Source organism: Streptomyces caelestis (assembly GCF_001279005.1).
Classification (GTDB): domain Bacteria; phylum Actinomycetota; class Actinomycetes; order Streptomycetales; family Streptomycetaceae; genus Streptomyces; species Streptomyces heliomycini.
Window position 1 is genome coordinate 138,208 of sequence record NZ_LGCN01000199.1, and the last position, 21,526, is coordinate 159,733.

Consider the following 21,526-nt stretch of genomic DNA (forward strand, 5'->3'; position numbering starts at 1 on the left):
TTTCCGTACGGACGCCCGGCGCGGGGCGTGGTACGGAGCGCCGGGGTCGAGGGAAATCCTGCGCGTGTGCGCGCGGTCCCGCTCGCGCACCGCGGCCAGTGGTGTGACGGCCTCGCGGAGCCCGCTCCCGGCCTTCTCCGCGACGAGCCACGGCCGCGCGCCGGAGGAACCCGCCCGGCGCTGGGCCGGCCGGGTGATCTCTTGGGGGTCCTTCCCCCACGAGCATCCGGTCGGGCCGCGTGGTCGTGCCGTGCGTCGCAAGGCGCCGGAGCGCCCTCCACGGGGGTCCCCGCTCGGGCGGAGCCGGGAGCGGGGGAGGAGCCGCACGGGCGTTCCGGCGACGCGGCGAGGTGCGGTGCCGGGCCGCGCGGTCCGGACGGGCATGGCCGAGGGACCCCTCGGGCGGCTCACCCCGGTACAGGCCGCTCCCGGCGGCCGGGGGCGGGGGGAGCGCCGCCGTGGCCCGCACGGACCCCGCGTCCCTCCCCTCCCCGGTCCAAAGGACCGTGACGCCCTCGTGGACCGCCCGGTCCGGGGAGGACGACCCCCGGCCGCCGACGGGCCCGGGGCGCGCGACCGGGCCCGTCCGGACCCGGCCACGCCTCGCGCGGGGCGACCGTCTTCGGCACGGGGGCCACGACCAGCCCGGGGGGCGTGCCGGTCCACGGCCGCGACCACGTCCGGACCGGCCGGCGTCATCCCGACGGCGACGGCGTGCCCGCGCTCCCGCCGCTCGGCGTGGACCCGCCGTGTGAGGCAGGCGCAGGCGCCGGTGATGAGCGGGATGCGCATGGCGACGGCCTCTCCGGGATGCTGCGGCCGTCGGCGAGGAACGGCCCGGCTGTCTGCGATGGTCGGACACACCGGGCGGCGGACGTCGACATGAATCCCGGTCATCACCCGTGTGAGTGAAGTGGGTCGAGGCAACCGGCCCCCGACGCGTCCGATATGCCCGCCCTCGTGATGAGTGGGACGCTTTTACTGCCGGGGCGCTGAGGGACGCGCCCCCACGAGAGCGGACAGGTGGGACGACCCATGCCCGAGGATCGCAAGTCGCCGCGGCCGTCGCAGGGCCGCGGGGCCAGTCGTCACCAGGGGAGTGAGCACCACGGCTGGTCCCCGGACGTGGACGGGACGCGGCAGGAGGAGAACCCGAGCGCCCGCCGGTCCTTCCACGCGGAGGAACACGCGCCGTCGCGCGGGGCGGGCCGCGAGCACGCCGAGGAGGAGCGCACCTCCGTCCCGGGCGACGTCGCGCGCAGTGACGCCCGGCGGGGCGAGGAGTACGCGGGCCGGGACGAGGAGGGCAAGCGGGACACGGGCCCCCGGGGCCGCTCCCGGCGCCCCGGCGGGACCAAGGACGAGTCCGCCTTCACCGGGGTCGACCCCGACGACTCCGACACCGGACGCCGGCCGGGCTGACGGGCGCCCGCCCGGATCAGTCGACGGGCCAGGTGTGGACCGGGGCGTTGAGGTGCATGTAGTCGATGTACTGCTGCGTCATGCGCCGCAGCGCCTCGTGGCGCCCGCAGTGCGCCAGGGCCTCGATGTGGTGGAACATCTCCTTCTGCCACACCGCCCCGTTGCGGCCGGTGACGCAGCGCTGCTCGATGACGCCGAGCAGCGGCTCGCGCCAGGCGTCGTCCATGCCGGAGCGCTCCAGCCCGCGGTGCGCCAGCGGCAGCAGCCGCCGCAGGACCAGTTCGGACGCGGGCACCTCACCCATCCCGGGCCAGTACAGCCGGGCGTCGATGCCGTACCGCGCCGCCGTCCGCAGATTGTCCTCGGCGGCCGAGAAGGACATCCGTGACCACACCGGACGGTCCTCCTCCACCAGGGCGCGGGTCAGCCCGTAGTAGAAGGCGCCGTTGGCGAGGGTGTCGGCCACGGTCGGGCCGGCGGGCAGCACCCGGTTCTCCACCCGCACGTGCGGTCGGTCGTGGGCGACGGCGTAGACCGGGCGGTTCCAGCGGTAGATGGTGCCGTTGTGCAGGGTCAGCTCGGCGAGCTCGGGGGTGTCGCCCCGCTCCAGCGTCTCCACCGGGTCCTGCTCGTCGCACAGGGGGAGCAGGGCCGGGAAGTAGCGCAGGTTCTCCTCGAAGAGGTCGAAGACGCTGGTGATCCAGCGTTCCCCGAACCACACCCGGGGCCGCACGCCCTGCACCTTGATCTCCTGCGGGCGGGTGTCGGTGGCCTGTTCGAACAGCGGGACGCGGGTCTCGTGCCACAGCTCCTTGCCGAACAGGAAGGGCGAGTTGGCCGCGAGCGCGACCTGCACCCCGGCGATCGCCTGCGCCGCGTTCCAGTAGTCGGCGAACTGCTCCGGGGACACCTGGAGGTGGAACTGCGTGCTGGTGCAGGCGGCCTCCGGGGTGATCGTGTCCGCGTAGGCGCGCAACCGGTCGATGCCGGTCACCTCGATGTACAGGTCCTCTCCGCGCGCCGCGAAGATCTGGTCGTTGAGCAGCCGGTAGCGCGGGTTCTCCGAGAGGGATCCCTCGCCGACGTCCTCCTGCCGCAGGGTGGGCAGGATGCCCGTCATGATCAGATGGGCGCCGATTGACGCGCCGCGCTGCTCCGCGTGGTTCAGCGCGGCGCGGATCTCGGACTCCCAGGAGTCGGGGCCGCCCGCGGTGAGCCGCCTCGGCGGGATGTTGATCTCGAGGTTGAACCGGCCCAGCTCCGTCGCCCAGGCCGGGTCCGCGATCGCCTCCAGCACATCGGTGTTGCGCATCGCGGGCTCGGCCCGGTCGTCGACCAGGTTCAGCTCGATCTCCAGCCCCACCTGGGGCCGCTCGGCCTCGAAGCGCGAGTCGCGCAGCATCTGCGCGAACGTGTCGAGGCACTCCTGCATCTTGATCCGGTAGCGGCGGCGGTCCTCGCGGGTGAAGGTGAGCGCCGGGACGTCCCGTCCCATCGTTCTCCCTCCGGGTTCTCGTCCTGGGAACCTGTCCACCCCAGCGTCGCACCGGTGGACGAGTCCGACCACGCGAGCCGGACCCGCCGTCAGGCGTCCTCGGCCAGGAAGGCGGTGAGGCTGTCGAGGAGCATGGTGCTGCCCTGCTCGGTCATGTCGCGTTCCTCCGCCGTGTCGCACGTCTGGCGGACCGCGATCCGCGTCCGGCCGCCCTCCTCGTCGAGTTCCACGGTCATCGCCGACGGCTCGGGCTTGCCGGGCACGTCCATCCCCACCACCAGCAGGCGGTTCTCGGCGACGTCGAGATAGGACCCGGTCAGCGGGAACTCGCCGCCCGGCGTGACCATGGTGGCCTTCCAGGCGCCGCCCGGCCGCACGTCCATCTCGACGGAGCCGGGGGCGGCGTACGCCCACCGGGCGTACTGCTCCGGAGTGGTCCAGGCCTGCCACACCCGGCCCACGGGGGCGTCCAGGATGCGGGTCAGGTGGTAGGAGAAGGCGTTGTCCGTGGTGGTCCGCTCGGTGCTCATGGCGTTGTCCTCTCGTCCTGCGCCCGGTCCGCGGGCGCGTCCGTCGCATGGATGGACGTGCGGGGGCGCGCGAAGTCATCGGTCGCCGCGAAAAAATTTTCCGTTGACAACGAGATGTTCATCCTGTGATGCTCGTGCCATGTCCTCGACCACCCCCGCACAGCCCGACGACCCCTTCACGCCGCCGAGTTCCGACGCGGCGCGCGTGCAACGGGTGCACGCCTCCCTGTTCCGCATCGCCGAGCGGCACGCGGCCACGGACGCACAGCGCCGCCGTCAGATCCACCCCGGAGTGATCGGCCCGCACGAGGCGGTCAGGCTCGTGGCCTTCCTGCTCAGCGGCGCCGCGCTGCCCGAGGACGGCGAACCCGAGGTGGACCGCGCGGACATCACCGCCGCGCTGAGCCTCGTGCCCCGGGCCCGCGCGGAGATGGACGAGCTGGAGGCCGGCCTCCTGCAGATGGCGCGCGGACGCGGCATGACCTGGCCCGAGATCGCCTTCGGCCTCGGCCTGGGCAGCCCGCAGGCCGCCCGGCAACGCTACGAGCGCCTGGCCGGCCGCACCGACACGGACGACCTGTGACCGTGCGTCATCCCTCGTGGACCGGCTCGCCCACGGCCCGGGCGGCCCGCCGCCAGGCGGCACTGACCGCCCGGTGCGCCGTCGCCGTCCCGGCCGCCGTGCCGGGCGGCAGGTGCACGGGATGGCCGATGTGGACATGGAGACGCGGACGGCGCAACGGGGCGGTCAGTACACCGGCCAGTTGCTTCGCGACCGGTCCGGAGGCCAGCCGCCGGGCCCCCGCCTGGCCCACGGGGACGACCGGCGCGCCGGTCGCGGTCGACAGCCGCGCCAGACCCGTACGGAACGGCCGGGGCGCGGCACACCCCGCGTCCGGACGTGACGGCAGGCCGCCTTCCGCGTAGATGAGCACATGGCGCCCCGACCGCACCGCCTCCGCCGCGGCCTGAAGCGCGTCCGCCGCGCGTGCCGACCCCCGGTGCACGGGAACGTGTCCGCCCTTCGACAGGGCGCGTCCCAGCACGGGCACCCGCCACAGCCCCGCCGTCGCCAGGACGACCGGTGTGACGCCCACCCCGCGCAGGGCGGCCAGCACGAGCGCCGGATCGGCCATCGAGTCGTGGTTGGCGACGAAGACACTGCCCGCGGGGAACGGCCCGCCGCTCTCACGGGTGACGATGAGCCGCCCGAACAGGGGCAGCAGGGCGGCGGCGGCACGGCTGAGCAAAGGACGTCCTTCCGGCAGACGGGTTCCTGCCGGTCAGCTTCGGGCGCGGCGGGCTCCCCGCGCCTGAGTACGCGTACTCGGACCGGCGCAGCCGCCTACTCGGTTCAGGGCCGGGACGACGGCCGAATCACCTCCGGGCGCCCGGGGTACCCGCCAGGTCCTCGCGCGGACACGCCGCGCCGCCCCACCACGGGAGGCTGCCATGGCCGACCTCAGCCCGATCGACCTGCAGAAGGCACTCAAGGGCGCCGACTACCCCGCCGGCCAGGACGACCTGGTCTCGGTGGCGAGGAACAACGGCGCGGACGACCAGCTCGTCCAGAAGCTGACGCGGACCGGCGCCAAGCGGTTCGACGGACCCGACGAGGTGCAGAAGGCGGTCTTCGGCAACGAATAGCACCGTGCCCCGGGGCTGTCCGCACGGCGGCCCCGGCCCTGTCGGCCGACCGAATCGAGGAACGGTACCGAGATGACCGAGTACGAGCGTTCACACACGATGCCCGCCTCACCCGAGCACGTCTTCGACCAGGCCGCCGACGTCGGCCGGATGGGCGACTGGCTGCCCGAGGACCTGCACGTGCGCGCCGAGGAACCGCCCGTCGTCACCGTGCACGAGGACCGCTTCGACGAGGACGTCTCCGCCCTGCTCCGTGCCCGGCGGGACCAGATGAGGCTCGAATGGGGCACGCGCGGGCAGGGCGGCTACACCGGCTGGCTGCAGGTCGCCGGCATCGGCAGCGGGGCCAGCGAGGTCACGGTGCACCTGTCCTTCTTCGACGACAGCCACGACCCGGGCGAGAAGGCCGTCGGCGACGCCCTGGACACCAGCCTCCGGCGCCTGGAGGACCAGGTACGGCTCCGCGTCGACAACGCCGCCGGCTGACCGCCCGCCCCCTCCGGAAGGCCACCTCGCCATGAGCAGTGAACCCACCCCCGAGCACCGCTCGGACACCGTACTCACGGTCAACGGAAAGCCGCACACCCTCCGCCTCGACCACCGGCGGGTCCTGCTGGACGTCCTGCGCGAGGACCTCGGCCTCACCGGGACCAAGAAGGGCTGCGACCACGGCCAGTGCGGGGCCTGCACGGTCCTGGTCGACGGCCGCCGCGTCAACGGCTGCCTGCTCCTGGCCGTGTCCCTGGACGGCTGCGACGTCATCACGGTCGAGGGCCTCACCGACGGCGGCGACGGTCTGCACCCCCTGCAGCAGGCCTTCCTCGACCGGGACGCCTTCCAGTGCGGGTACTGCACGCCGGGGCAGATCTGCTCCGCCGTCGGCGTCCTCGCCGAGGCCGGGGCCGGCCATCCGTCCCACGTCACCGACCCGGCCGCCCCCTCGGGACGGCCCGTGCCGCTGGACGAGGCCGAGATCCGCGAGCGGCTCAGCGGCAACCTGTGCCGCTGCGGCGCCTATCCGCACATCGTCGAGGCCGTGCGGGACGTGATCTGAGTGAAACCCTTCGGATACGTACGGGCCGCCACCGTCGAGGAGGCGGCCGAGGCGCTCGCCGCCCGTCCCGGCGCCCGCTGCCTCGGCGGCGGCACCAACCTCGTCGACCTGATGAAGCTGGGCGTGGAGCGCCCCGACGTCCTCGTCGACGTCGGCCGTCTGCCGCTGGACACGGTGGAGGAACTGCCCGACGGCTCCGTGCGCGCCGGCGCCACCGTCCGCAACAGCGACCTCGCCGCCCACCCCCTGGTCCGCGACCGCTACCCCGCCCTGTCCCAGGCGCTCCTCGCCGGGGCCTCCGGACAGTTGCGCAACGCCGCCACCACCGGCGGCAACCTCCTCCAGCGCACCCGCTGCCCCCACTTCCAGGACCTGTCCAAGCCGTGCAACAAGCGCGCGCCGGGCAGCGGCTGCGGCGCCCGGGAGGGCACCCACCGCGACCACGCGGTGCTCGGCCACTCCGAGCACTGCATCGCCACCCACCCCTCGGACATGGCGGTCGCCCTGGCCGCCCTGGACGCACGCGTGGAGCTGTACGGCGGCCAGGGCGCCCGGGCCGTCCCGGCGGACCGGTTCCACCGGCTCCCCGGCGACCACCCGGAGCGGGACACCGTGATCCGGCCCGGCGAACTGATCACCGGCGTGGTGCTCCCGGCCGCCACCGCGGCGCTGCCCTCCGCCTACCGCAAGGCCCGCGACCGCGCCTCGTACGCGTTCGCCCTGGCGTCGGTCGCCGCCGTCCTGGACACGGCGGACGACGGCACCGTCGCCCACGTGGGGCTCGCCTTCGGCGCGCTCGCCCACAAGCCGTGGCGGGCCGAACGCGCCGAGACGGCACTGCGCGGCGCCCCGGCGACCCCGGACTCCTTCGCCCGCGCCGTGGACCTGGAACTCGAGGCGGCCCGGCCGCTGCGGGACAACGGCTACAAGGTGCCCCTCGCCCGGAACCTCGCCGTGGACGTCCTGACCCGGCTCGCGCCCCCGGTCCGGCCCGCCCGACACCTCACGGAGGACTCATGACCGGCACCGGCACCGCGCTGGGCGCCCCCGCCGTACGCCGCGAAGGACGCCGGAAGGTCACCGGCGGCGCCCGCTACGCCGCGGAACACCCCTTGGCGGACCGCGTCCACGCCCGACCCGTACCGGCCACCGTCGCCCGCGGCCGGGTGACGGCCGTCGACACCGCCGCCGCCCTCGCCCTGCCCGGCGTCCTCGCCGTGCTCACCCACGAGAACGCCCCCCGGCTCGCCGAGCCCGACGATCCCACCCTGGCCGTGCTCCAGGACCCCGGGGTGCCGCACCGGGGCTGGTACGTCGCGCTCGCCGTCGCCCGGACCCCGGAGGAGGCCCGTGCCGCCGCCGCGGCCGTCCGGGTCGAGTACGCCGTGGAGGAGCACGACGTGACCCTCACCGCGGACCACCCCGAGGCGTACGAGCCGGAGACCGCCAACGCCGGATACCCGGCCCGCCGCGAGTACGGTGACCCCGACGGCGCCTTCGCCTCCGCTCCCGTCCGCGTCGACGTCACCTATCGCGTGCCGCCGCTGCACAACCACCCCATGGAGCCCCACGCCAGCACGGCCCGGTGGGAGGGCGACCGGCTGCTCGTCCACACCTCCAGCCAGGGCGGCACCGCGGTACGCGCCACGCTCGCCGCGCTGTTCGGGCTGCCCGAGGACCGGATCACCGTCGACACCGCCCATGTGGGCGGCGGCTTCGGCTCCAAGGGCACCCCGCGCCCCGACGTCGTGCTCGCCGTCATGGCCGCCCGCGAGACCGGCCGGCCGGTGACCGTCGCCCTGCCCCGCCGTCACCTGCCCGCCGTCGTCGGCCACCGGGCCCCCACCCTGCACCGGCTCCGCCTCGCCGCCGGCGCCGACGGCCGGCTGACCGGCCTGACCCACGAGATCGTCACCCACAGCTCCCGCGTCAAGGAGTTCGTGGAGCAGGCGGCGGTCCCCGCACGCGTCATGTACGCCGCCCCGAGCAGCCGTACGCTCCACCGCGTGGTCCGGCTCGACGTGCCGACCCCGTCCTGGATGCGCGCCCCCGGTGAGTGCCCCGGCATGTACGCCCTGGAGTCCGCGGTGGACGAACTCGCCACCGCCCTCGGCACGGACCCGGTGGAGCTGCGCGTCCTCAACGAACCCGAACGCGAACCGGACAGCGGCAAACCGTTCAGCAGCAGGCACCTCACGGAGTGCCTGCGCGAGGGGGCGCGCCGCTTCGGCTGGGACCGCAGGGACCCCCGCCCCCGTTCCCGGGCGGAGGGACCGCTGCTGGTCGGCACGGGCGTCGCGGCGGCCACGTACCCCGTGCTCGTCCGGCCGTCCACCGCCGAGGCACGCGCGCTGCCGGACGGGACCTTCGTCGTCCGCGTCAACGCCACCGACATCGGCACCGGAGCCCGCACCGTGCTCGCCCAGGTGGCGGCCGACACCCTCGGCGTGCCGCTGGAGCGGGTGCGGACCGAGATCGGCGACAGCGACCTGCCGCCCGCGTCCCTGGCCGGGGGATCCTCCGGGACCGCCTCCTGGGGATGGGCCGTGCACGACGCGTGCACCAGGCTCACGGGCCGGCTGGGCGGCCTCACGGGCCGGCTGCCCGACGAAGGGATCTCCGCCCGCGCCGACACGGCCGGCCGGGCGGACGCCGACAGCCCCTACGCCCGGCACGCCTTCGGCGCGCACTTCGCCGAGGTCACCGTCGACTCCGTCACCGGCGAGGTCCGGGTGCGCCGGATGCTCGGCGTCTTCGCCGCCGGACGGATCCTCAACGCCCGCACCGCACGCTCCCAGTTCATCGGCGGCATGACCATGGGGCTGGGCATGGCGCTGACCGAGGGCAGCACGATGGACCCCGCGTTCGGCGACTTCACCGAGTCCGACCTGGCGTCGTACCACGTGCCCGCCCACGCCGACGTGCCCGCCGTCGAGGCGCACTGGATCGACGAGGACGACACCCGCCTCAACCCGATGGGCAGCAAGGGGATCGGCGAGATCGGCAACGTGGGCAGCGCGGCCGCCATCGGCAACGCCGTCCACCACGCCACCGGCGTCCGCTTCCGCGAACTCCCGCTGACCCCCGACAAGGTGCTCGCCGGACTGTCGGGACCGGCGCCCGCGCCTACCAGTGGGCGGGACGGCTGAGGGCGGGAGGCAGTGCGGTGGCCGCGTCGCCCCGGGCCGCGTTCAGCTGCGCCTGGGTGAGGAAGAGCGCGCCGGTGAGATCGGCGCCGCGCAGGTCCGCGTCGCGCAGGTCGGCGCCGATCAGGTCGGCCTCGCGCAGGTCCGCCCCGCCGAGGTCGGCGGCGACGAGGAGGGCGCCGCGCAGGCTCGCCCCGCGCAGGTCGGCGCCGGACAGCTTCGCGCCGATCAGATCGGCCCCGCGGTGGTTCTTCCTGCGGCCCGGGACCCGGGCGCGGGCCAGCTCGCTCGCCCGCAGCAGCAGCGGGTTGACCTCGCCGCGCAGCGCGTTCGCGTCCAGTCCGGTGATCGACTCGGCGCTGCCGCGGGTCAGGCCGTCGATCCGGGCCCGCGCCTTGCGCAGCTCCTCGTGGACGGGGCGGGCCGCCGCGAGGCCGAGGGCCTCGGTGACGTAGTGGAGCAGCTCGTGCAGCTGCCGCATCACGGGGAAGACCTCGACCATGGAGCGCGCCGACTCCGGCGCCCGGCGCCAGTCGGTGCCGCCGAAGGTCACCTGCGACACCTTCTGCCCGGCGCCGAAGCAGTCGAAGACGGTGCAGCCGGGGTAGCCCTCGTCGCGCAGCCGCTCGTGGATGCCGCAGCGGAAGTCCTGCCGGAGGTTCGAGCACGGCCGGCCGGCGGCCTTGTCGGCGGCGAAGTCGGCGGAGCGGGCGAAGGGCAGGGCCACGCAGCACAGGCCGAAGCAGGCGGCGCAGTCGGCCCGGAGGTCCGTGCGGTCCCCGGACGAGCGGGGGGCTTCGTGCTGTGGCGACACCGTGCGTACTCCCGTTGTGCGACGGGCACCGCGCATCCGCGGTGCTCCGAGACCGGCCCTCATTCTCGCAGACGGTCCACGAGGCCGTCCTCGCCCTTCTCGTCCTCCTCGCGCGGTCATGGGGTGTCCGGCCTGTCGTCGACAATGAAGTCGAAAGCGAAACTTTCCTGGGTGGTGGAGGGACCAGCGCATGAGCAACACGGAGACGCACCCGACGGAGACGGTCTGCGGCGCGGACGCCGACGGACCGCCCCCGCCGGGCATCGAGGTCCTCACCCCGAGGGACGTACCCCTCGGCGGTCCCCGGGCCATGCGGGTACGGCGGACCCTGCCCCAGCGGGCACGCACCCTCATCGGCGCCTGGTGCTTCGCCGACCACTACGGTCCCGACGACGTCACCGAGTCCGGCGGCATGCGCGTACCGCCGCACCCGCACACCGGCCTGCAGACCGTCAGCTGGCTGTTCAGCGGTGAGATCGAACACCGCGACAGTCTCGGCAGCCACGCCTGCGTCCGGCCCGGCGAACTCAACCTCATGACCGGCGGGCACGGCATCAGCCACTCCGAGGTCTCCACCCGCGGCACCCGGATCCTGCACGGCGCGCAGCTGTGGGTGGCGCTGCCCGGGGAACACCGCGACACGGCACGGGACTTCCAGCACCACGTCCCCGCCCCGGTCGCGCTGGACGGCGGCCAGGCGCGCGTCTTCCTGGGCACGCTCGCCGGCGACACCTCGCCGGTACGCACCTTCACCCCGCTGCTCGGCGCCGAGATCACCCTGGAGCCGGGCGCCCGCGTGACCCTCGACGTGGATCCCGGTTTCGAACACGGGTTCCTCGTCGACACCGGCGACGTCCTCCTCGCCGACACGCCCCTGAAGCCGGCCGAACTCGGCTACGCGCCCCCCGGCCGCACCGCCCTCACCCTGGCCAACCGGGCGAGCGGTCCGGCCCGCCTGCTGCTCCTGGGCGGACCGCCCTTCGAGGAGGAGATCGTCATGTGGTGGAACTTCATCGGCCGGTCACATGACGAGATCGTACAGGCCCGCGAGGACTGGATGAAGGGGTCACGTTTCGGCGAGGTACAGGGGTACGACGGGGCTCCACTGCCCGCGCCCGAGCTGCCGAACGCACCCTTGAAACCGCGAGGAAGGGTGCGCTGACCTGCGGAAACATGGGTTCCGGGCCGCGGGTCCTGCGATCGCTACTGCATCTGTCCAGCGGTGTGGGCATCCCGCGGCGCAGGTCTTTGACTTCTGCTTCCTGGGCCCCCTGAAGCTGTCCGCGAATTCCAAGGTATGGGCATCTGCGGGCAGCTTTAGCCGAACCAATGCTGACCTTTTGCTGACTTTTCTGATGGGTCATCAGGTAGAGGGGAGTGGTGTCCTCTCCACTCGCCCCCTCATGAGGTGCCCTCGATTGCTATAGCGCTTCGCTGATGCCGACTCCGGAGTCGGCGGGCTCGTCCCATGGCAGCTGCTCAGGTGTAACGATGCGTGTTGCTTGTGGGAATCCGACAAGCGGTGTACTCGGACGGGTGTGTACCGACCCGGGCTTTGCGTCAAGCAGCCTGAGGCCCAAGCCTGCCTGTCGGAAGCAACGATGCGTCATTCAACCCCTCACCCCAGTGGCTTGCTCGACGGACCGTTCCACGTCATCCCCGGTTGATCACGTTTCCTCTCCTCTGTAGCGCTGCCACGCATCGGTCGAGAGCCTGCTGGGTCGAGGGCCTTGCCTGATCTCGACAGTGACGGGCAGTTCGATGACGGTGGACCAGCCGCCCGCTCCATCCAGCGTCTCGACAGTGACCACGAGCCCTCGCAATCCCGTCGACGTCCTCGCTATGAGCGACTCCTTCATCAGCGAGAAGACGACAACCGCCTACTCGCGCAGCTCGAGTAGCCGCTCCTTTCGCGTCACCTGGGCTGCCCACGCCGCTGACGGTGGGTCAAGGTCCTTCGCCCGTTGGCATTGCCTCGCCACCCTGCTCTATCTGGGATCGACCGACTTGGACGGAGTGGTGAAGGACAGCCTCCGATCCTGACGTTCTGCGCCGTAGCAAACCCTCGTCGAGCAGGGCGGCCTGTCTTTGAAGCGAGGAACATAGCGCAAGATCGCCGGTTAGCCAAACCGGCGATCCGCCGGAAAATTGAACCCTTGGTGCGAGACGTCAGCGAGAGACCAAGGGGGCAACAGTGCATGAACGAACTCAGGAGGAAATGTGGCGGCACAATTCATGAGCGTGAGGGAAGTATCTGAGTATCTGAACGTGTCCACTTCATGGGTTTACAGAAATGCTACGCACTCAGGGCTGGTTCCTTACAAGTTCGGGGTCGGCGCCAACGCCAAGATTCGATTTAAAGCATCAGAAGTAGAGGTCTGGGTAAAGCAGCAGCGCGCCTTGTGAAAAGTGTCGAGTTTCAGCCACCTGAAAAATCGACAGGTCGCCATGCAGGTTCTATTTCAGTACGATCGGATGTTCTCCTCTGTGTCTCGTTCGTTGGTCCGTGGGATGGGGTCGTTCTTCAAGGAATGTGAGCATCCGCGGCCGCGGTGGTCGAAGTGCCCGCACTCATACAAGATCCGGTATCGGTCGGCGGCCGGGAGGCAGGTTCAGGAGTCGGGGTTCGCCACGCAGGAGAAGGCCATCGGGCGGTTGACGGAGGTGCACAACGCCAGGAAGCAGGCGGGACCTCGCAGCGCAGCGAAGGCGGAGCGGGTCTTGGTTTATGGGGCGATGCGGTTCGGTGAGTATGCAGCGGAGTGGAAGGCCGGTCAGCGTGATCTGAGCCCGGCGTCGGTGCGGCATCTGGAGTCCCTGCTGGAGCACCACATGCTGCCGCTGCTGGGCAGCCGGCGGATGAACACCTTCGACCACTGGGTCGTCGAGGGCTTCATCCGGTCCATGGAACGCGCCGGCGTCGGCCTGGCCACCCAGGCCAACGCCTTCGACAAACTCAAGACGATCCTGCTGGACGCCCACCGCCTCGGCCTCTACGACGACCACCCCCTCACCGGCGTGAAACCCCCGCAGTATGACCCCAGGCACGCGGTCATCCCCTCCCCCACGCAGCTGCGGAAGATACGCACGGCCGGCGACGACCGCTTCCGGCTCATCACCGATCTGATGAGCGGCTGCGGCATGCGCAACGGCGAGGCCGCCGCCGTCAACCTGCGCAACATCGTCGCCGACGACGTCTACCGGATCACCGAACAGGTCAACCAGACCACCGGCCACTACGCCCGCCTCAAACATCGCAAAATGGGCGAATACCGCGACGTCCCCCTGCCCGCCCGGGTCAAGGAGACCATCGAGTGGTACGCCGACACACACGGCACCACCGACGGCTACCTGCTACGCCACCCCCAGGACCCGTCCCGGCCGTTCCCGCACTACTACCTCAACAACCAATGGCAGCGGATCAAGAAGGCCGGCGAAGTCGAGATCCCCGAGGGCATGGTGATCTACAGCTGCCGGCACTTCTTCGCCTCCAACTGCCTCACCCACAACATCCCCATCACCGACGTCGCCGAATGGATGGGACACAAGAACATCGACGTCACCTTCAAGATCTACCGACACCTCATGCCCGGCACCATCAGCACCGCCGCCACCACCCTCAACCACACCCTCACCGCATAGTCGATCATGCTCAGCGTGAGATCAGTTGTGATACTTGGCAGTTGGGCAGCGTGATGGCGGAGTTTTGTGAGTGCCGGATGAATTGTGCCTGATTTCGCGGCTGCGACTACGGTTCCGAGAAGGATGGTTTATCCTCCGGGTCGTCGGACTTGCGATAGAGATTGCCCAAGGAGGGTCCTTGTGAGCCCTTGGGCTGGGCAAAGTCCCCTGGGTAGTTGAGTGATCTTCGCTTGGCTGTAAGTTATGAAAAATGGCGTAGCTGCCCGCACACACGCGATTTTGCTACTCAGCTCCGGCGGGACGCTGTTGCCCAGAATCGCAGTGCAGGAAGAAGTCGTACCACTCGATGGTGGTGCCGATGAGGGACGCGGCGACGATGCGCTTGAGGTTGTTCGGGGCTGGTGGAGCGGTTGCGGGCGACGACATCGGCACCACTTCCTGGGGTGTGACGGGGACGTTTGCGTGTCGCCACACCGTAGGAATCCGCAGGTCAGGCGCAGGTCAGGCGCACATGTGGCGGGGCAACATAGTTTGAACCGTTCCGGGTTCGATAGAGATCTCGGAGTGTCCTGAGTTTGGTGGAGTCGGGTCGCTTGGTTTTACGCTACCGGTGCTGCACGTAGTTCGTACTCGACCGGAGTGAGCATTTCCAGGGCCGAGTGCCTGCGCTGGCGGTTATGGAAGATCTCCAGGTACTCGAAGAGTGCCGTGGACAGTTCCAGTCTGGTCCGCCAGCGCCGGCGGTTGAGCAGTTCCACCTGGACCCGGGCCCAGAAGGACTCCATCATCGCGTTGTCCACGCAGTCCCCGATCGAGCCCATGGACGGCAGAAGACCGGAGGCGCGGGCCCGCTCGGTGAACGCCCAGGAGCCGAACTGTACTCCGTGATCGGAGTGGATGACGGTGCCGCCGGGCCGGGGACGGCGGTTACCGATGGCCATGCTCAGTGCATTGGTGGTCAATGCGGCGGTCGGGGACGCGTCGATGGACCAGCCCACCACCCGGCGGGCGAAGGCGTCCAGGGCCACCGCGCAGTACACCTTGCCCTCCAGAGTGGGATGTTCGGTGATGTCGGTGACCCACAGTTGGTCCCGGGCGTGACGGGTGAAGTTGCGTTCCACCAGGTCGGCGGCCGACGGGGTTTGCGGCTTGGTGAGGCGTCCCCTGGAGTGTGGACACGGGGGTTCATGCCGCGAGGGTGAGTCTATGCTCTGCCCGGTGCCGCTGTTCGAACTCGATGGGTGAGAGGTAGCCGAGGGAGCTGTGGCGCCTGCGGGCGTTGTAGTACGTCAGCCACTGGAAGATCTCCAGCCGGGCCTGCCGCACCGTCGTGAACACCCCGCGCAGGGCTTCTCTCTTCAGCCCCTGCCAGAACGATTCGGCCAGGGCGTTGTCGTAGCTCGACCCGACACGACCCATGCTCCGGCGGATGCCGAAACGGTCGCTGCCGTGGGCGAACGCCGCTGAGGTGTATTGCGATCCCCTGTCCGCGTGGAAGATCACTCCGTCCACGTGGCCGCCGCGGGTCGCCACCGCCATCGTGAGCGCGTCGACGACAAGCTCGGTCCGCATGTGCGTGGCCATGGACCAGCCGAGCACCCGGCGCGAGCAGATGTCCAGGACGCACGCGAGGTAGAGCCAGGTGCCGCCGACCTGCACGTATGTGATGTCGCCGCACCACTTCTCGTCCAGGTTCTCGGCGGTGAAGTCGCGTCGGACCAGGTCCGGCGCGGGCGGCGCGAGCCGGTCGGGGACGGTGGTGCGCTTCCGCCGCCGCAGGTGCCGGCCCTCGATTCCTTCCCGGCGCATCAGCCGCTCGACCCGCTTGCGGTTGACCGTGTGCCCGAAGCCCCGCAACTCAGCGTGCACGCGCCGCACTCCATAGGTGCCACGGTGGTCGGCGTGGATCTCGCGGATCTCCGCGATCAGTGCGTCGTCGGCCGCCCTGCGCTCGGCGCGGGCCGCCGCGCCGGCCGTCCACCGGTAGTAGCCCGAGCGCGAGACGCCGAGGACCCGGCATATCCGCTGCACGCCGAAGTCGGCACGGTGGAGGGAGATGAAGTCCCAGCGGCCGGTCATGCCCTCATCTCCCGGGCGAAATACTGGGCCGCCCGCCGCAGGATCTCCCGCTCCAACTGCCATTCGGCCTCGGCCTTGCGCAGACGGCCGAGCTCGGCCCGCAGCCTCGCCAGTTCCTAGTCCCGGCCCTTCCGCGTTGAGGAGTACTGGCAGACGGGCCGGGCATGGGCGTACGACTCCTGACCCGGAGCTCCCAGTGAGATGGAGGACGTGGGCGGGGAGGACCCTCAATGACGTGGGACGATCTGTGTGTCTGCTGTCCGCGACGTGGATGCATGGCCGCTGCGGTTCGTACGGTGACGACAACGGCCCGCCGAAGAATCCGCCATTGTTACCTGGGCGGCTTTCGGCGGAATCTACCTGGGTGCGGTGACGCGTAGCCGGATGGCCTCATACCCATCCGGCTAGCGCGTGTGACCTGACCAGGGCTCTGCCAAGATTTCCGTGAAGCGGTGACAGAGCGTCATGCGAGGAGGACTCGTTTGCGTAGGAGCGGAAGGGTCGCGCGTCCGTACATCTGTCGTTTGAGCATCTTGATCCGGTTGACGTGACCTTCGACGGCACCGTTGCTCCAGGGCAGGGTGAGGCCGGCCAGGACAGCGTCCCGGTCGCGTTCGAGTCCGTCGACGAAGGCGTGCAGCTGGGGCAGGTCGTCGGCGCGGGCCGCGCAGATCCAGGCGGGGAGGTCGGTGCCGGTGCGGTCGCAGATCATGCGGGCGAAGGTGTGGACGTGCGTGCGCAGTGCGGCCATCTGCGGGCAGCGGGAGAGGACGTCGTCGAGTTGTCGTTCCTCCTCGGCGCGTAGGCGTCCGGGGTGACGAGTGATCCAGTTGGTGAGGTCCTGGGGTTTGGGCGGCGGTGCGGGCGCCGCCTTCGCGGTGTCACGCAGTGGACGTAGGAAGCGGCGGACGGCTTGCGGTGTGCGGCCTGGGTAGCCCTGGGCCTGGATCTCGCGGAAGAGGGCGGAGGCGTTGGTGCAGCCCTGGTTCCAGCGGCTGATCAGGTAGGGCCGCCAGGCGTCCAGCCGGGTGGTGCGGATGGCGCGGTCGGCGAGGGCCTCGGGGTTCTCGCAGCGTGCGTAGCGGCGGGCGGTGTGGCGGGCCAGTCCGAGTTCGCGTCCGATCGCGCTGATCGTCCATCCCTGGGCTAGCAGGTCCTGGACGGCTCGGTAGCGCTCCCGGGTGCGGGTGACCAGCCACTTCTCGGCGCCGGTGTCCGGGTTGAGGGCGGGGTCGGGCGTCTTCGCCGACACGGGCCCGGCCTGCTCCGGTGGCGGTGGCATCAGGCAGGACCGGTGGGCGATCACGGTGCGCTGGACCGCGTGGGCCAGGTTGTCCCACAGGTGCCAGGCGTCGGCGACCTGGCGGGCCTGGGGTGCTCCGGCGCTTGCCGCCTCCGCGTAGGCACCGGCCCGGTCCCGACAGATCATTTCGATGCCGGGGTGATCGGCCAGCCAGGCGACCAGGGGTGCTTTCTCACGGCCGGGCAGCAGATCCACGACGCGATGGGAGTCCAGGTCGACGAGCACGGTCCCGTAGCGTCGGCCCCGGCGGGTCGCGAAATCGTCAACGCCGAGCACACGCAGTACAGGGCGGGGCGGATCCGGCAGCGCCCTCACCACGTTGAGCAAGGTGGCTCGGCTGATCGGCACGTGGAGGACGGCCGCGAGCCGGGCGCCGGCCCGCCCCGCCAATGCCAGAGCAATCGCCTGCACGATCTCGACGAGGGCAGCCGTGCGGCGCCCGTATCTCACAGTCAACCCCGCTACTTGCTCGACAAAGGTTCGACGAGCGCAGCGAGCACTGTCGCAGAACAAGCGCCGGACGCACAGGTCGATGACGACCTGGCGGTCGCCCAGGGCGGCATCGGCCAGGCGCCGCCGGTAGCGGCTGTGGACTCGCCGAGCCGGCGTACCGCAGTCGGGACAGGACACGATCGTGCCGTCCCGGGTCCGCGCGACGATCAGTACCTTTTCCTCCTCTACCCGCACCTGTTCCACCAGCACCGCGGCCAGGTACGGGAGGAGCTGCTGCAGCATCGCCTCACACGATCGCAGCGTCCCGCTGCCCCGGCCGGCGCGTCACCGGCGCGTCACAGCACAGACCGTGCACACCGACCTAGCATGACGTTCTGTCACCGCTTCACGGAAATCTTGGCAGAGCCCATCGAGAATCCGGCTTCGTCCTCGAAGACGAGCCAGGCGTCGAGCGCCGCCACGGTTCTTCCACGCTCGACCAGGTCTCCTTCACCCAGCCGGCCACCGCCGCCTCGTCCCGCTCGAGTGCCCGGCGGGCGGGGACCTGGCAGCTTCAGCCATGCCGCTTGAGTAGGGCGGCCACCCCTTGCACGGTGTAGCTCTTATGGAACCGGCGCCCGATCAGCGTCTTGATCCGCGACAGGGCCCAGGTCTGGTCCGGCCAGCCGTGTGCCACCGGCCCCTTGGCCAGCTCCCGCTCGAGCACGGCGAACAGTTCGTCACTGAGCAGCGGCAGTGACGCCGGACCCTTGGAGGCCAGGGCCCGGGGCCCGTTCTGCGACCAGGCTCTGCGCCAGCGCTGAACCGATCGGACGCTGACCCGCAGGTCGTGCGCGATGACCGAGTTCTCATCGCCCTGGGCGAACCGCTCGGCCGCCTCCATCCTCAACTTCTCGTGGAAGACCCGCCGTTCACCGGTCAGTCCGCCCCCTTGCGCATACCTCATGCAGTCGGCATACCGCAGGGATCACGAGGCGTCAGCCCCTACGACACCACGCTTTGAAGGTCAGTAACCGCGGCGTCCGCAACGCCCATGCAGTCGCGCCACCGCGCTTGAGGCTTCTCAAGCTCAGTACACCTCGCTGCCCGGTGAGGACGTCGCCGCGCAGATCGTCGCCGATTTGGCTGCCCAGGTTCTGAGCCTGGATGACCGACTCAAGCGCGTTGACCGCCAGATCCGCGAGACATTTCGCACCCGTCCTCAGGCCGAGATCATCGAATCATTGCCCGGGTATGGGACCGATCCTCGGCGCAGAGTTCGTCGTAGCCACCGGTGACCTGGTCGACTTACCCGGACGCTGGCCATCTGGCCTCCGCGGCGGGGCTGGTGCCAGTTCCGAGGGACTCGGGTCGTCGCACCGGCAACCTGCACCGGCCCAAGCGCTATAGCCGCCGTCTACGCAGGGTCTTTTACCTGTCGGCGCAGACCAGCATCATCTGTGAAGGCCCAAACAGGGACTGCTACCTCAAAAAGCGTGGTGAGGGCTGCAAACACGAGCAGGCCGTTATCGCGCTCGCCCGCCGACGCGCCAGTGTCCTGTGGGCCCTCCTGCGCGACAACCGAACCTTCGCACCTCTGGCGCCGACCAGGCGATGAGGGTCTGGAAAGACGGCTACTCGAACGCATATTTGAGTCAGGTTCAATCCTGATCAAGCCAGAGGAGATCACGTGGATGTTGTGGATTCCCTGTGTCCGGTAGTCCTGTAGGGGTCAAGTCGTTTGGCGTGTACCTGAGAACAGGGGTGTTGGATGACGATAAGACGTGTGCTCGCGCGGGCTCGAATACGCGCGGCCGCCGTACTGGTGCCCGGGCTGGTGACCTCACTGCTCATGCCCTTGAGTAGTGCCCAGGCTGACGACTCTGACTCGCTGAGCATGGAGTCCTATATGCGGCCGGTGAACGCCGAGTTGCTTGACCTCACCGAACTCCAAGAGCGCCCGAGCAAGTTACGTGGCCTGTCCAGCGAGGACAGCGCGCAGGCCGTTCTGCCTCGTGAGACGCTCGGCCAGGCCAAGAACTTCGCTCAGCTCGCCACGGAGGCTTCGGCGCGATACCAGCCTCCTGGTCGCAAGCCGCTCGCCTCCCGAGCGCCGACGGCAATCAGCTTGCCCGAGCCGCCGCACACGATGACGACCCAGGAATGCGTAGCGGGACTGGCGACAAAGACCTTCTATATCAAGTCCCGCTACGCAATGTGTTCCGGAAAGCAGTTCGACCAGGTCTGGCTGCGCAACGGACGCCCCGTCGGCACCAGCCGCTTCGACGTTCTTGCCATCGGCACCATCCCGAAGAACAGCAGGACCGTCACGATCACCTACTACTTCACCGACTTCACCGCGGCCAAGGAGAATGGCGCCGCCGCGATGGGTATCACAACCAAGGGCAGCATCGCCCAACGCTGGCCTTCCACGGCTGCGTACACGCAGGGCGGCGTCACCATGCCCTTCACCCGGACGTGGAGTCAACTGCTGGGTGCGGACACGTACAAGCACACGTTGACCGTCGCCGCCGGCCAGGGATCTACCGGCATGAAGGCCGACCTTGTCGCTGCGGTGTACGTGCCGAACATCAGCATCAAGGCACCGCCCGCGTGGACAACGGAGCCGATTACGGGCGGCGACTTGTTCATGCTGCCGCCCCGCTGGGACAAGGCCCCATACCTGCCCAACGCGGCGGCGGGGGCAGCCTCCTGGGCCGTAACCACGCCGCTGCAGTACAGCACGGCGGTCGGTGCTCCGGAGCGGGAGGTGGCACTCCATATCCAGAAGGCTTTCACCACGCCGGGGATGACGCAGCCCCCCATGGCAAAGAAGGACGTTCCAGGTAAAAGTCCCGACCCCGGGTTGACGCGTCTGTACTGGGACACCAAACGCCGGGAGGAGAACCGCAACCGCTCCGTGTACAACTGCGGGAAGTACTTCGGCGAGGACTACGCGACGTCAGCCGGATATGCACGGGAGTGCGACGAGTATCCGATGGCATCTACGTACGAGGGATCCCGCCACTCCGACTACGATCATCTCGCTGAGCCGGGGAACTTTAGTGTCTTGCCTGTCAAGAGGGAGGACAATGGAGCTGCCGGAAACCTGCTCGCCCAGTTCTATGACAAGAACAGGGTCATAGACGGACCGGATGACGGCTTCTGGGTCGAGATCATCTCGTAGGGCCTTGGCCAGGTGCGGGGGCGGCTCGGGAGATACGAGCCGCCCCCCGTAACTAGGCGTTCGGCCAGAACTGTGCGATATAGCGCTCGACTCCGTGCACCACACCGTGCTGGGTCTGCGCAGCTGCCGCCTCACGACCGGCGCACACCACTCGCACCGTCCAGACGCCCGGCCCGTCCGACAGTTCGATCGCTTCCAGCATCGGTCCTGCCGCCATCCCCCTGGCCCGCAGCTTGCCCGAGGAACAAACGATGCTGGCCAGGGCTGCCTCGTCCCACTCTCCGGTCGGCACCGCTGGCTCCCCGTCCCAGATCTCCACCGTCAGGGACGCGGTGTGGGTGTGTCCGGCACTGTAGAAATCAAGGCGCCCAGGGTGAGCAGTGAGGAACGTGCCGCTCTCAAAGCCCTCAGGGAACAGCACAGGAACCTGCGTGTCGTCGAAGTCCTGCAAGGCCCACCCGTTGTAGTCCACATTAACCGGATACTCCTGGCGTCTGATCAGGTCGGCCAAGTCACCCACCCCTTGTCGTCGTCTGGTGCGAGGGGCTCCATCATCGTCCATCTTCGGCGGCGAAATCACTGCGGAATCAGCCTTGGCACGGCGACGCGGCGGTAGCTGCACAGGTAAGACAGTGGCTTCGGCGCTCTTCGATAGACCATGCACGTGGCTTGACTCAGAGCTTGTCTCACGTGGTGTGAGGTTGATGCGGCATGATGCCGTGCCATGGGTGTTGGTTTGTCGCAGCGGTTGGTTCCTGACGAACTCTGGTCGCTC

20 protein-coding genes and 2 pseudogenes are annotated in these 21,526 nt (G+C 70.0%); 12 read left to right on the plus strand and 10 right to left on the minus strand.

What is annotated here, in order from left to right; all coding sequences use genetic code 11:
• Positions 1-1,035: 1,035 nt before the first annotated feature.
• The gene (locus ADK41_RS20645) at positions 1,036-1,422 is read left to right on the plus strand and encodes a hypothetical protein (RefSeq protein WP_030833351.1); all 387 of its coding nucleotides are present in this window, start codon (positions 1,036-1,038) and stop codon (positions 1,420-1,422) included.
• A 16-nt stretch (positions 1,423-1,438) separates the two neighbouring features.
• On the opposite strand, the gene ADK41_RS20650 is transcribed toward ADK41_RS20645, so the two are convergent.
• Positions 1,439-2,917 carry a glutamate-cysteine ligase family protein gene (locus ADK41_RS20650; protein WP_030833354.1) on the minus strand — a complete coding sequence of 493 codons (1,479 nt, stop codon included), beginning with the start codon at positions 2,915-2,917 and terminating at the stop codon, positions 1,439-1,441.
• An 89-nt stretch (positions 2,918-3,006) separates the two neighbouring features.
• Positions 3,007-3,447 (minus strand): SRPBCC family protein, encoded by a 441-nt coding sequence (locus tag ADK41_RS20655; protein ID WP_030833355.1) that lies wholly within the window; start codon positions 3,445-3,447, stop codon positions 3,007-3,009.
• 139 nt (positions 3,448-3,586) lie between these two features.
• Here ADK41_RS20655 and ADK41_RS20660 point away from each other — a divergent pair, with 139 nt between their 5' ends.
• Positions 3,587-4,030 carry a hypothetical protein gene (locus ADK41_RS20660; protein WP_030833357.1) on the plus strand — a complete coding sequence of 148 codons (444 nt, stop codon included), beginning with the start codon at positions 3,587-3,589 and terminating at the stop codon, positions 4,028-4,030.
• 7 nt (positions 4,031-4,037) lie between these two features.
• On the opposite strand, the gene ADK41_RS20665 is transcribed toward ADK41_RS20660, so the two are convergent.
• Positions 4,038-4,697 (minus strand): lysophospholipid acyltransferase family protein, encoded by a 660-nt coding sequence (locus ADK41_RS20665; protein ID WP_030833359.1) that lies wholly within the window; start codon positions 4,695-4,697, stop codon positions 4,038-4,040.
• Between the two features lie 202 nt (positions 4,698-4,899).
• Between ADK41_RS20665 and ADK41_RS20670 the strand changes: the two genes are divergently transcribed.
• The 5 genes from ADK41_RS20670 to ADK41_RS20690 all read left to right on the plus strand — a co-directional run bounded on the left by ADK41_RS20670 (position 4,900) and on the right by ADK41_RS20690 (position 9,297).
• Positions 4,900-5,094 carry a DUF2795 domain-containing protein gene (locus tag ADK41_RS20670; RefSeq protein WP_030833362.1) on the plus strand — a complete coding sequence of 65 codons (195 nt, stop codon included), beginning with the start codon at positions 4,900-4,902 and terminating at the stop codon, positions 5,092-5,094.
• Positions 5,095-5,166: 72 nt separating this feature from the next.
• Complete coding sequence (locus ADK41_RS20675) at positions 5,167-5,580, plus strand: SRPBCC family protein (protein WP_030833365.1); 414 nt, start codon at positions 5,167-5,169, stop codon at positions 5,578-5,580.
• A 31-nt stretch (positions 5,581-5,611) separates the two neighbouring features.
• On the plus strand, positions 5,612-6,148 hold the full coding sequence (locus ADK41_RS20680) for a (2Fe-2S)-binding protein (RefSeq protein WP_030833368.1): 537 nt from the start codon (positions 5,612-5,614) through the stop codon (positions 6,146-6,148).
• Positions 6,149-7,168 carry an FAD binding domain-containing protein gene (locus tag ADK41_RS20685; RefSeq protein ID WP_030833370.1) on the plus strand — a complete coding sequence of 340 codons (1,020 nt, stop codon included), beginning with the start codon at positions 6,149-6,151 and terminating at the stop codon, positions 7,166-7,168.
• On the plus strand, positions 7,165-9,297 hold the full coding sequence (locus ADK41_RS20690; protein WP_030833373.1) for a xanthine dehydrogenase family protein molybdopterin-binding subunit: 2,133 nt from the start codon (positions 7,165-7,167) through the stop codon (positions 9,295-9,297). The genes ADK41_RS20685 and ADK41_RS20690 overlap by 4 nt, the downstream gene beginning before the upstream one ends.
• On the opposite strand, the gene ADK41_RS20695 is transcribed toward ADK41_RS20690, so the two are convergent.
• Positions 9,275-10,144, minus strand: a complete 870-nt coding sequence (locus tag ADK41_RS20695; RefSeq protein ID WP_037805019.1) for a pentapeptide repeat-containing protein — start codon at positions 10,142-10,144, stop codon at positions 9,275-9,277. The genes ADK41_RS20690 and ADK41_RS20695 overlap by 23 nt on opposite strands.
• A 154-nt stretch (positions 10,145-10,298) precedes the next feature.
• Here ADK41_RS20695 and ADK41_RS20700 point away from each other — a divergent pair, with 154 nt between their 5' ends.
• The 3 genes from ADK41_RS20700 to ADK41_RS20710 all read left to right on the plus strand — a co-directional run bounded on the left by ADK41_RS20700 (position 10,299) and on the right by ADK41_RS20710 (position 13,750).
• A complete protein-coding gene (locus ADK41_RS20700) occupies positions 10,299-11,270 on the plus strand; it encodes a pirin family protein (RefSeq protein WP_030833379.1) in 972 nt (323 codons plus the stop codon).
• A 1,073-nt stretch (positions 11,271-12,343) separates the two neighbouring features.
• On the plus strand, positions 12,344-12,514 hold the full coding sequence (locus ADK41_RS44315) for a helix-turn-helix domain-containing protein (protein ID WP_420706783.1): 171 nt from the start codon (positions 12,344-12,346) through the stop codon (positions 12,512-12,514).
• A gap of 330 nt (positions 12,515-12,844) precedes the next feature.
• The gene (locus tag ADK41_RS20710; protein ID WP_234318992.1) at positions 12,845-13,750 is read left to right on the plus strand and encodes a tyrosine-type recombinase/integrase; all 906 of its coding nucleotides are present in this window, start codon (positions 12,845-12,847) and stop codon (positions 13,748-13,750) included.
• A gap of 282 nt (positions 13,751-14,032) precedes the next feature.
• Here ADK41_RS20710 and ADK41_RS39580 read toward each other — a convergent pair whose 3' ends face one another.
• The 5 genes and pseudogenes from ADK41_RS39580 to ADK41_RS20730 form a co-directional block, all read right to left on the minus strand.
• Positions 14,033-14,176 (minus strand): hypothetical protein, encoded by a 144-nt coding sequence (locus ADK41_RS39580; RefSeq protein ID WP_199822413.1) that lies wholly within the window; start codon positions 14,174-14,176, stop codon positions 14,033-14,035.
• A 173-nt stretch (positions 14,177-14,349) separates the two neighbouring features.
• Positions 14,350-14,958, minus strand: coding sequence for an IS3 family transposase (locus ADK41_RS20715; protein WP_078940487.1), 609 nt, complete (start codon positions 14,956-14,958; stop codon positions 14,350-14,352).
• A pseudogene (locus ADK41_RS20720) lies at positions 14,936-15,945 on the minus strand (IS3 family transposase); the annotation flags it as partial. The gene ADK41_RS20715 and the pseudogene ADK41_RS20720, both read right to left, overlap by 23 nt.
• A 347-nt stretch (positions 15,946-16,292) precedes the next feature.
• Positions 16,293-17,867, minus strand: coding sequence for an ISL3 family transposase (locus ADK41_RS20725; protein WP_030833393.1), 1,575 nt, complete (start codon positions 17,865-17,867; stop codon positions 16,293-16,295).
• 271 nt (positions 17,868-18,138) lie between these two features.
• The gene (locus ADK41_RS20730; protein WP_420706782.1) at positions 18,139-18,531 is read right to left on the minus strand and encodes a helix-turn-helix domain-containing protein; all 393 of its coding nucleotides are present in this window, start codon (positions 18,529-18,531) and stop codon (positions 18,139-18,141) included.
• A gap of 26 nt (positions 18,532-18,557) precedes the next feature.
• Between ADK41_RS20730 and ADK41_RS39585 the strand changes: the two are divergent.
• Positions 18,558-19,182 (plus strand): annotated as a pseudogene (locus ADK41_RS39585) (transposase); the annotation flags it as partial.
• A gap of 153 nt (positions 19,183-19,335) precedes the next feature.
• Complete coding sequence (locus ADK41_RS20735; RefSeq protein WP_078662114.1) at positions 19,336-20,751, plus strand: NucA/NucB deoxyribonuclease domain-containing protein; 1,416 nt, start codon at positions 19,336-19,338, stop codon at positions 20,749-20,751.
• A 52-nt stretch (positions 20,752-20,803) separates the two neighbouring features.
• On the opposite strand, the gene ADK41_RS20740 is transcribed toward ADK41_RS20735, so the two are convergent.
• Positions 20,804-21,262, minus strand: coding sequence for a hypothetical protein (locus tag ADK41_RS20740; RefSeq protein WP_030833399.1), 459 nt, complete (start codon positions 21,260-21,262; stop codon positions 20,804-20,806).
• Between the last annotated feature and the right edge of the window lie 264 nt (positions 21,263-21,526).

Coding starts and splice junctions, on each gene's coding strand:
- ADK41_RS20690 (WP_030833373.1), top strand. CDS start 7,165: ATGACCGGCACCGGCACCGCGCTGGGCGCCCCCGCCGTACGCCGCGAA.
- ADK41_RS20655 (WP_030833355.1), bottom strand. CDS start 3,447: ATGAGCACCGAGCGGACCACCACGGACAACGCCTTCTCCTACCACCTG.
- ADK41_RS20695 (WP_037805019.1), bottom strand. CDS start 10,144: ATGCGCGGTGCCCGTCGCACAACGGGAGTACGCACGGTGTCGCCACAG.
- ADK41_RS20660 (WP_030833357.1), top strand. CDS start 3,587: ATGTCCTCGACCACCCCCGCACAGCCCGACGACCCCTTCACGCCGCCG.
- ADK41_RS39580 (WP_199822413.1), bottom strand. CDS start 14,176: ATGTCGTCGCCCGCAACCGCTCCACCAGCCCCGAACAACCTCAAGCGC.
- ADK41_RS20735 (WP_078662114.1), top strand. CDS start 19,336: ATGACGATAAGACGTGTGCTCGCGCGGGCTCGAATACGCGCGGCCGCC.
- ADK41_RS20650 (WP_030833354.1), bottom strand. CDS start 2,917: ATGGGACGGGACGTCCCGGCGCTCACCTTCACCCGCGAGGACCGCCGC.
- ADK41_RS20700 (WP_030833379.1), top strand. CDS start 10,299: ATGAGCAACACGGAGACGCACCCGACGGAGACGGTCTGCGGCGCGGAC.
- ADK41_RS20670 (WP_030833362.1), top strand. CDS start 4,900: ATGGCCGACCTCAGCCCGATCGACCTGCAGAAGGCACTCAAGGGCGCC.
- ADK41_RS20730 (WP_420706782.1), bottom strand. CDS start 18,531: ATGAGGTATGCGCAAGGGGGCGGACTGACCGGTGAACGGCGGGTCTTC.
- ADK41_RS20645 (WP_030833351.1), top strand. CDS start 1,036: ATGCCCGAGGATCGCAAGTCGCCGCGGCCGTCGCAGGGCCGCGGGGCC.
- ADK41_RS20680 (WP_030833368.1), top strand. CDS start 5,612: ATGAGCAGTGAACCCACCCCCGAGCACCGCTCGGACACCGTACTCACG.
- ADK41_RS20725 (WP_030833393.1), bottom strand. CDS start 17,867: ATGCTGCAGCAGCTCCTCCCGTACCTGGCCGCGGTGCTGGTGGAACAG.
- ADK41_RS20675 (WP_030833365.1), top strand. CDS start 5,167: ATGACCGAGTACGAGCGTTCACACACGATGCCCGCCTCACCCGAGCAC.
- ADK41_RS44315 (WP_420706783.1), top strand. CDS start 12,344: ATGAGCGTGAGGGAAGTATCTGAGTATCTGAACGTGTCCACTTCATGG.
- ADK41_RS20710 (WP_234318992.1), top strand. CDS start 12,845: ATGCGGTTCGGTGAGTATGCAGCGGAGTGGAAGGCCGGTCAGCGTGAT.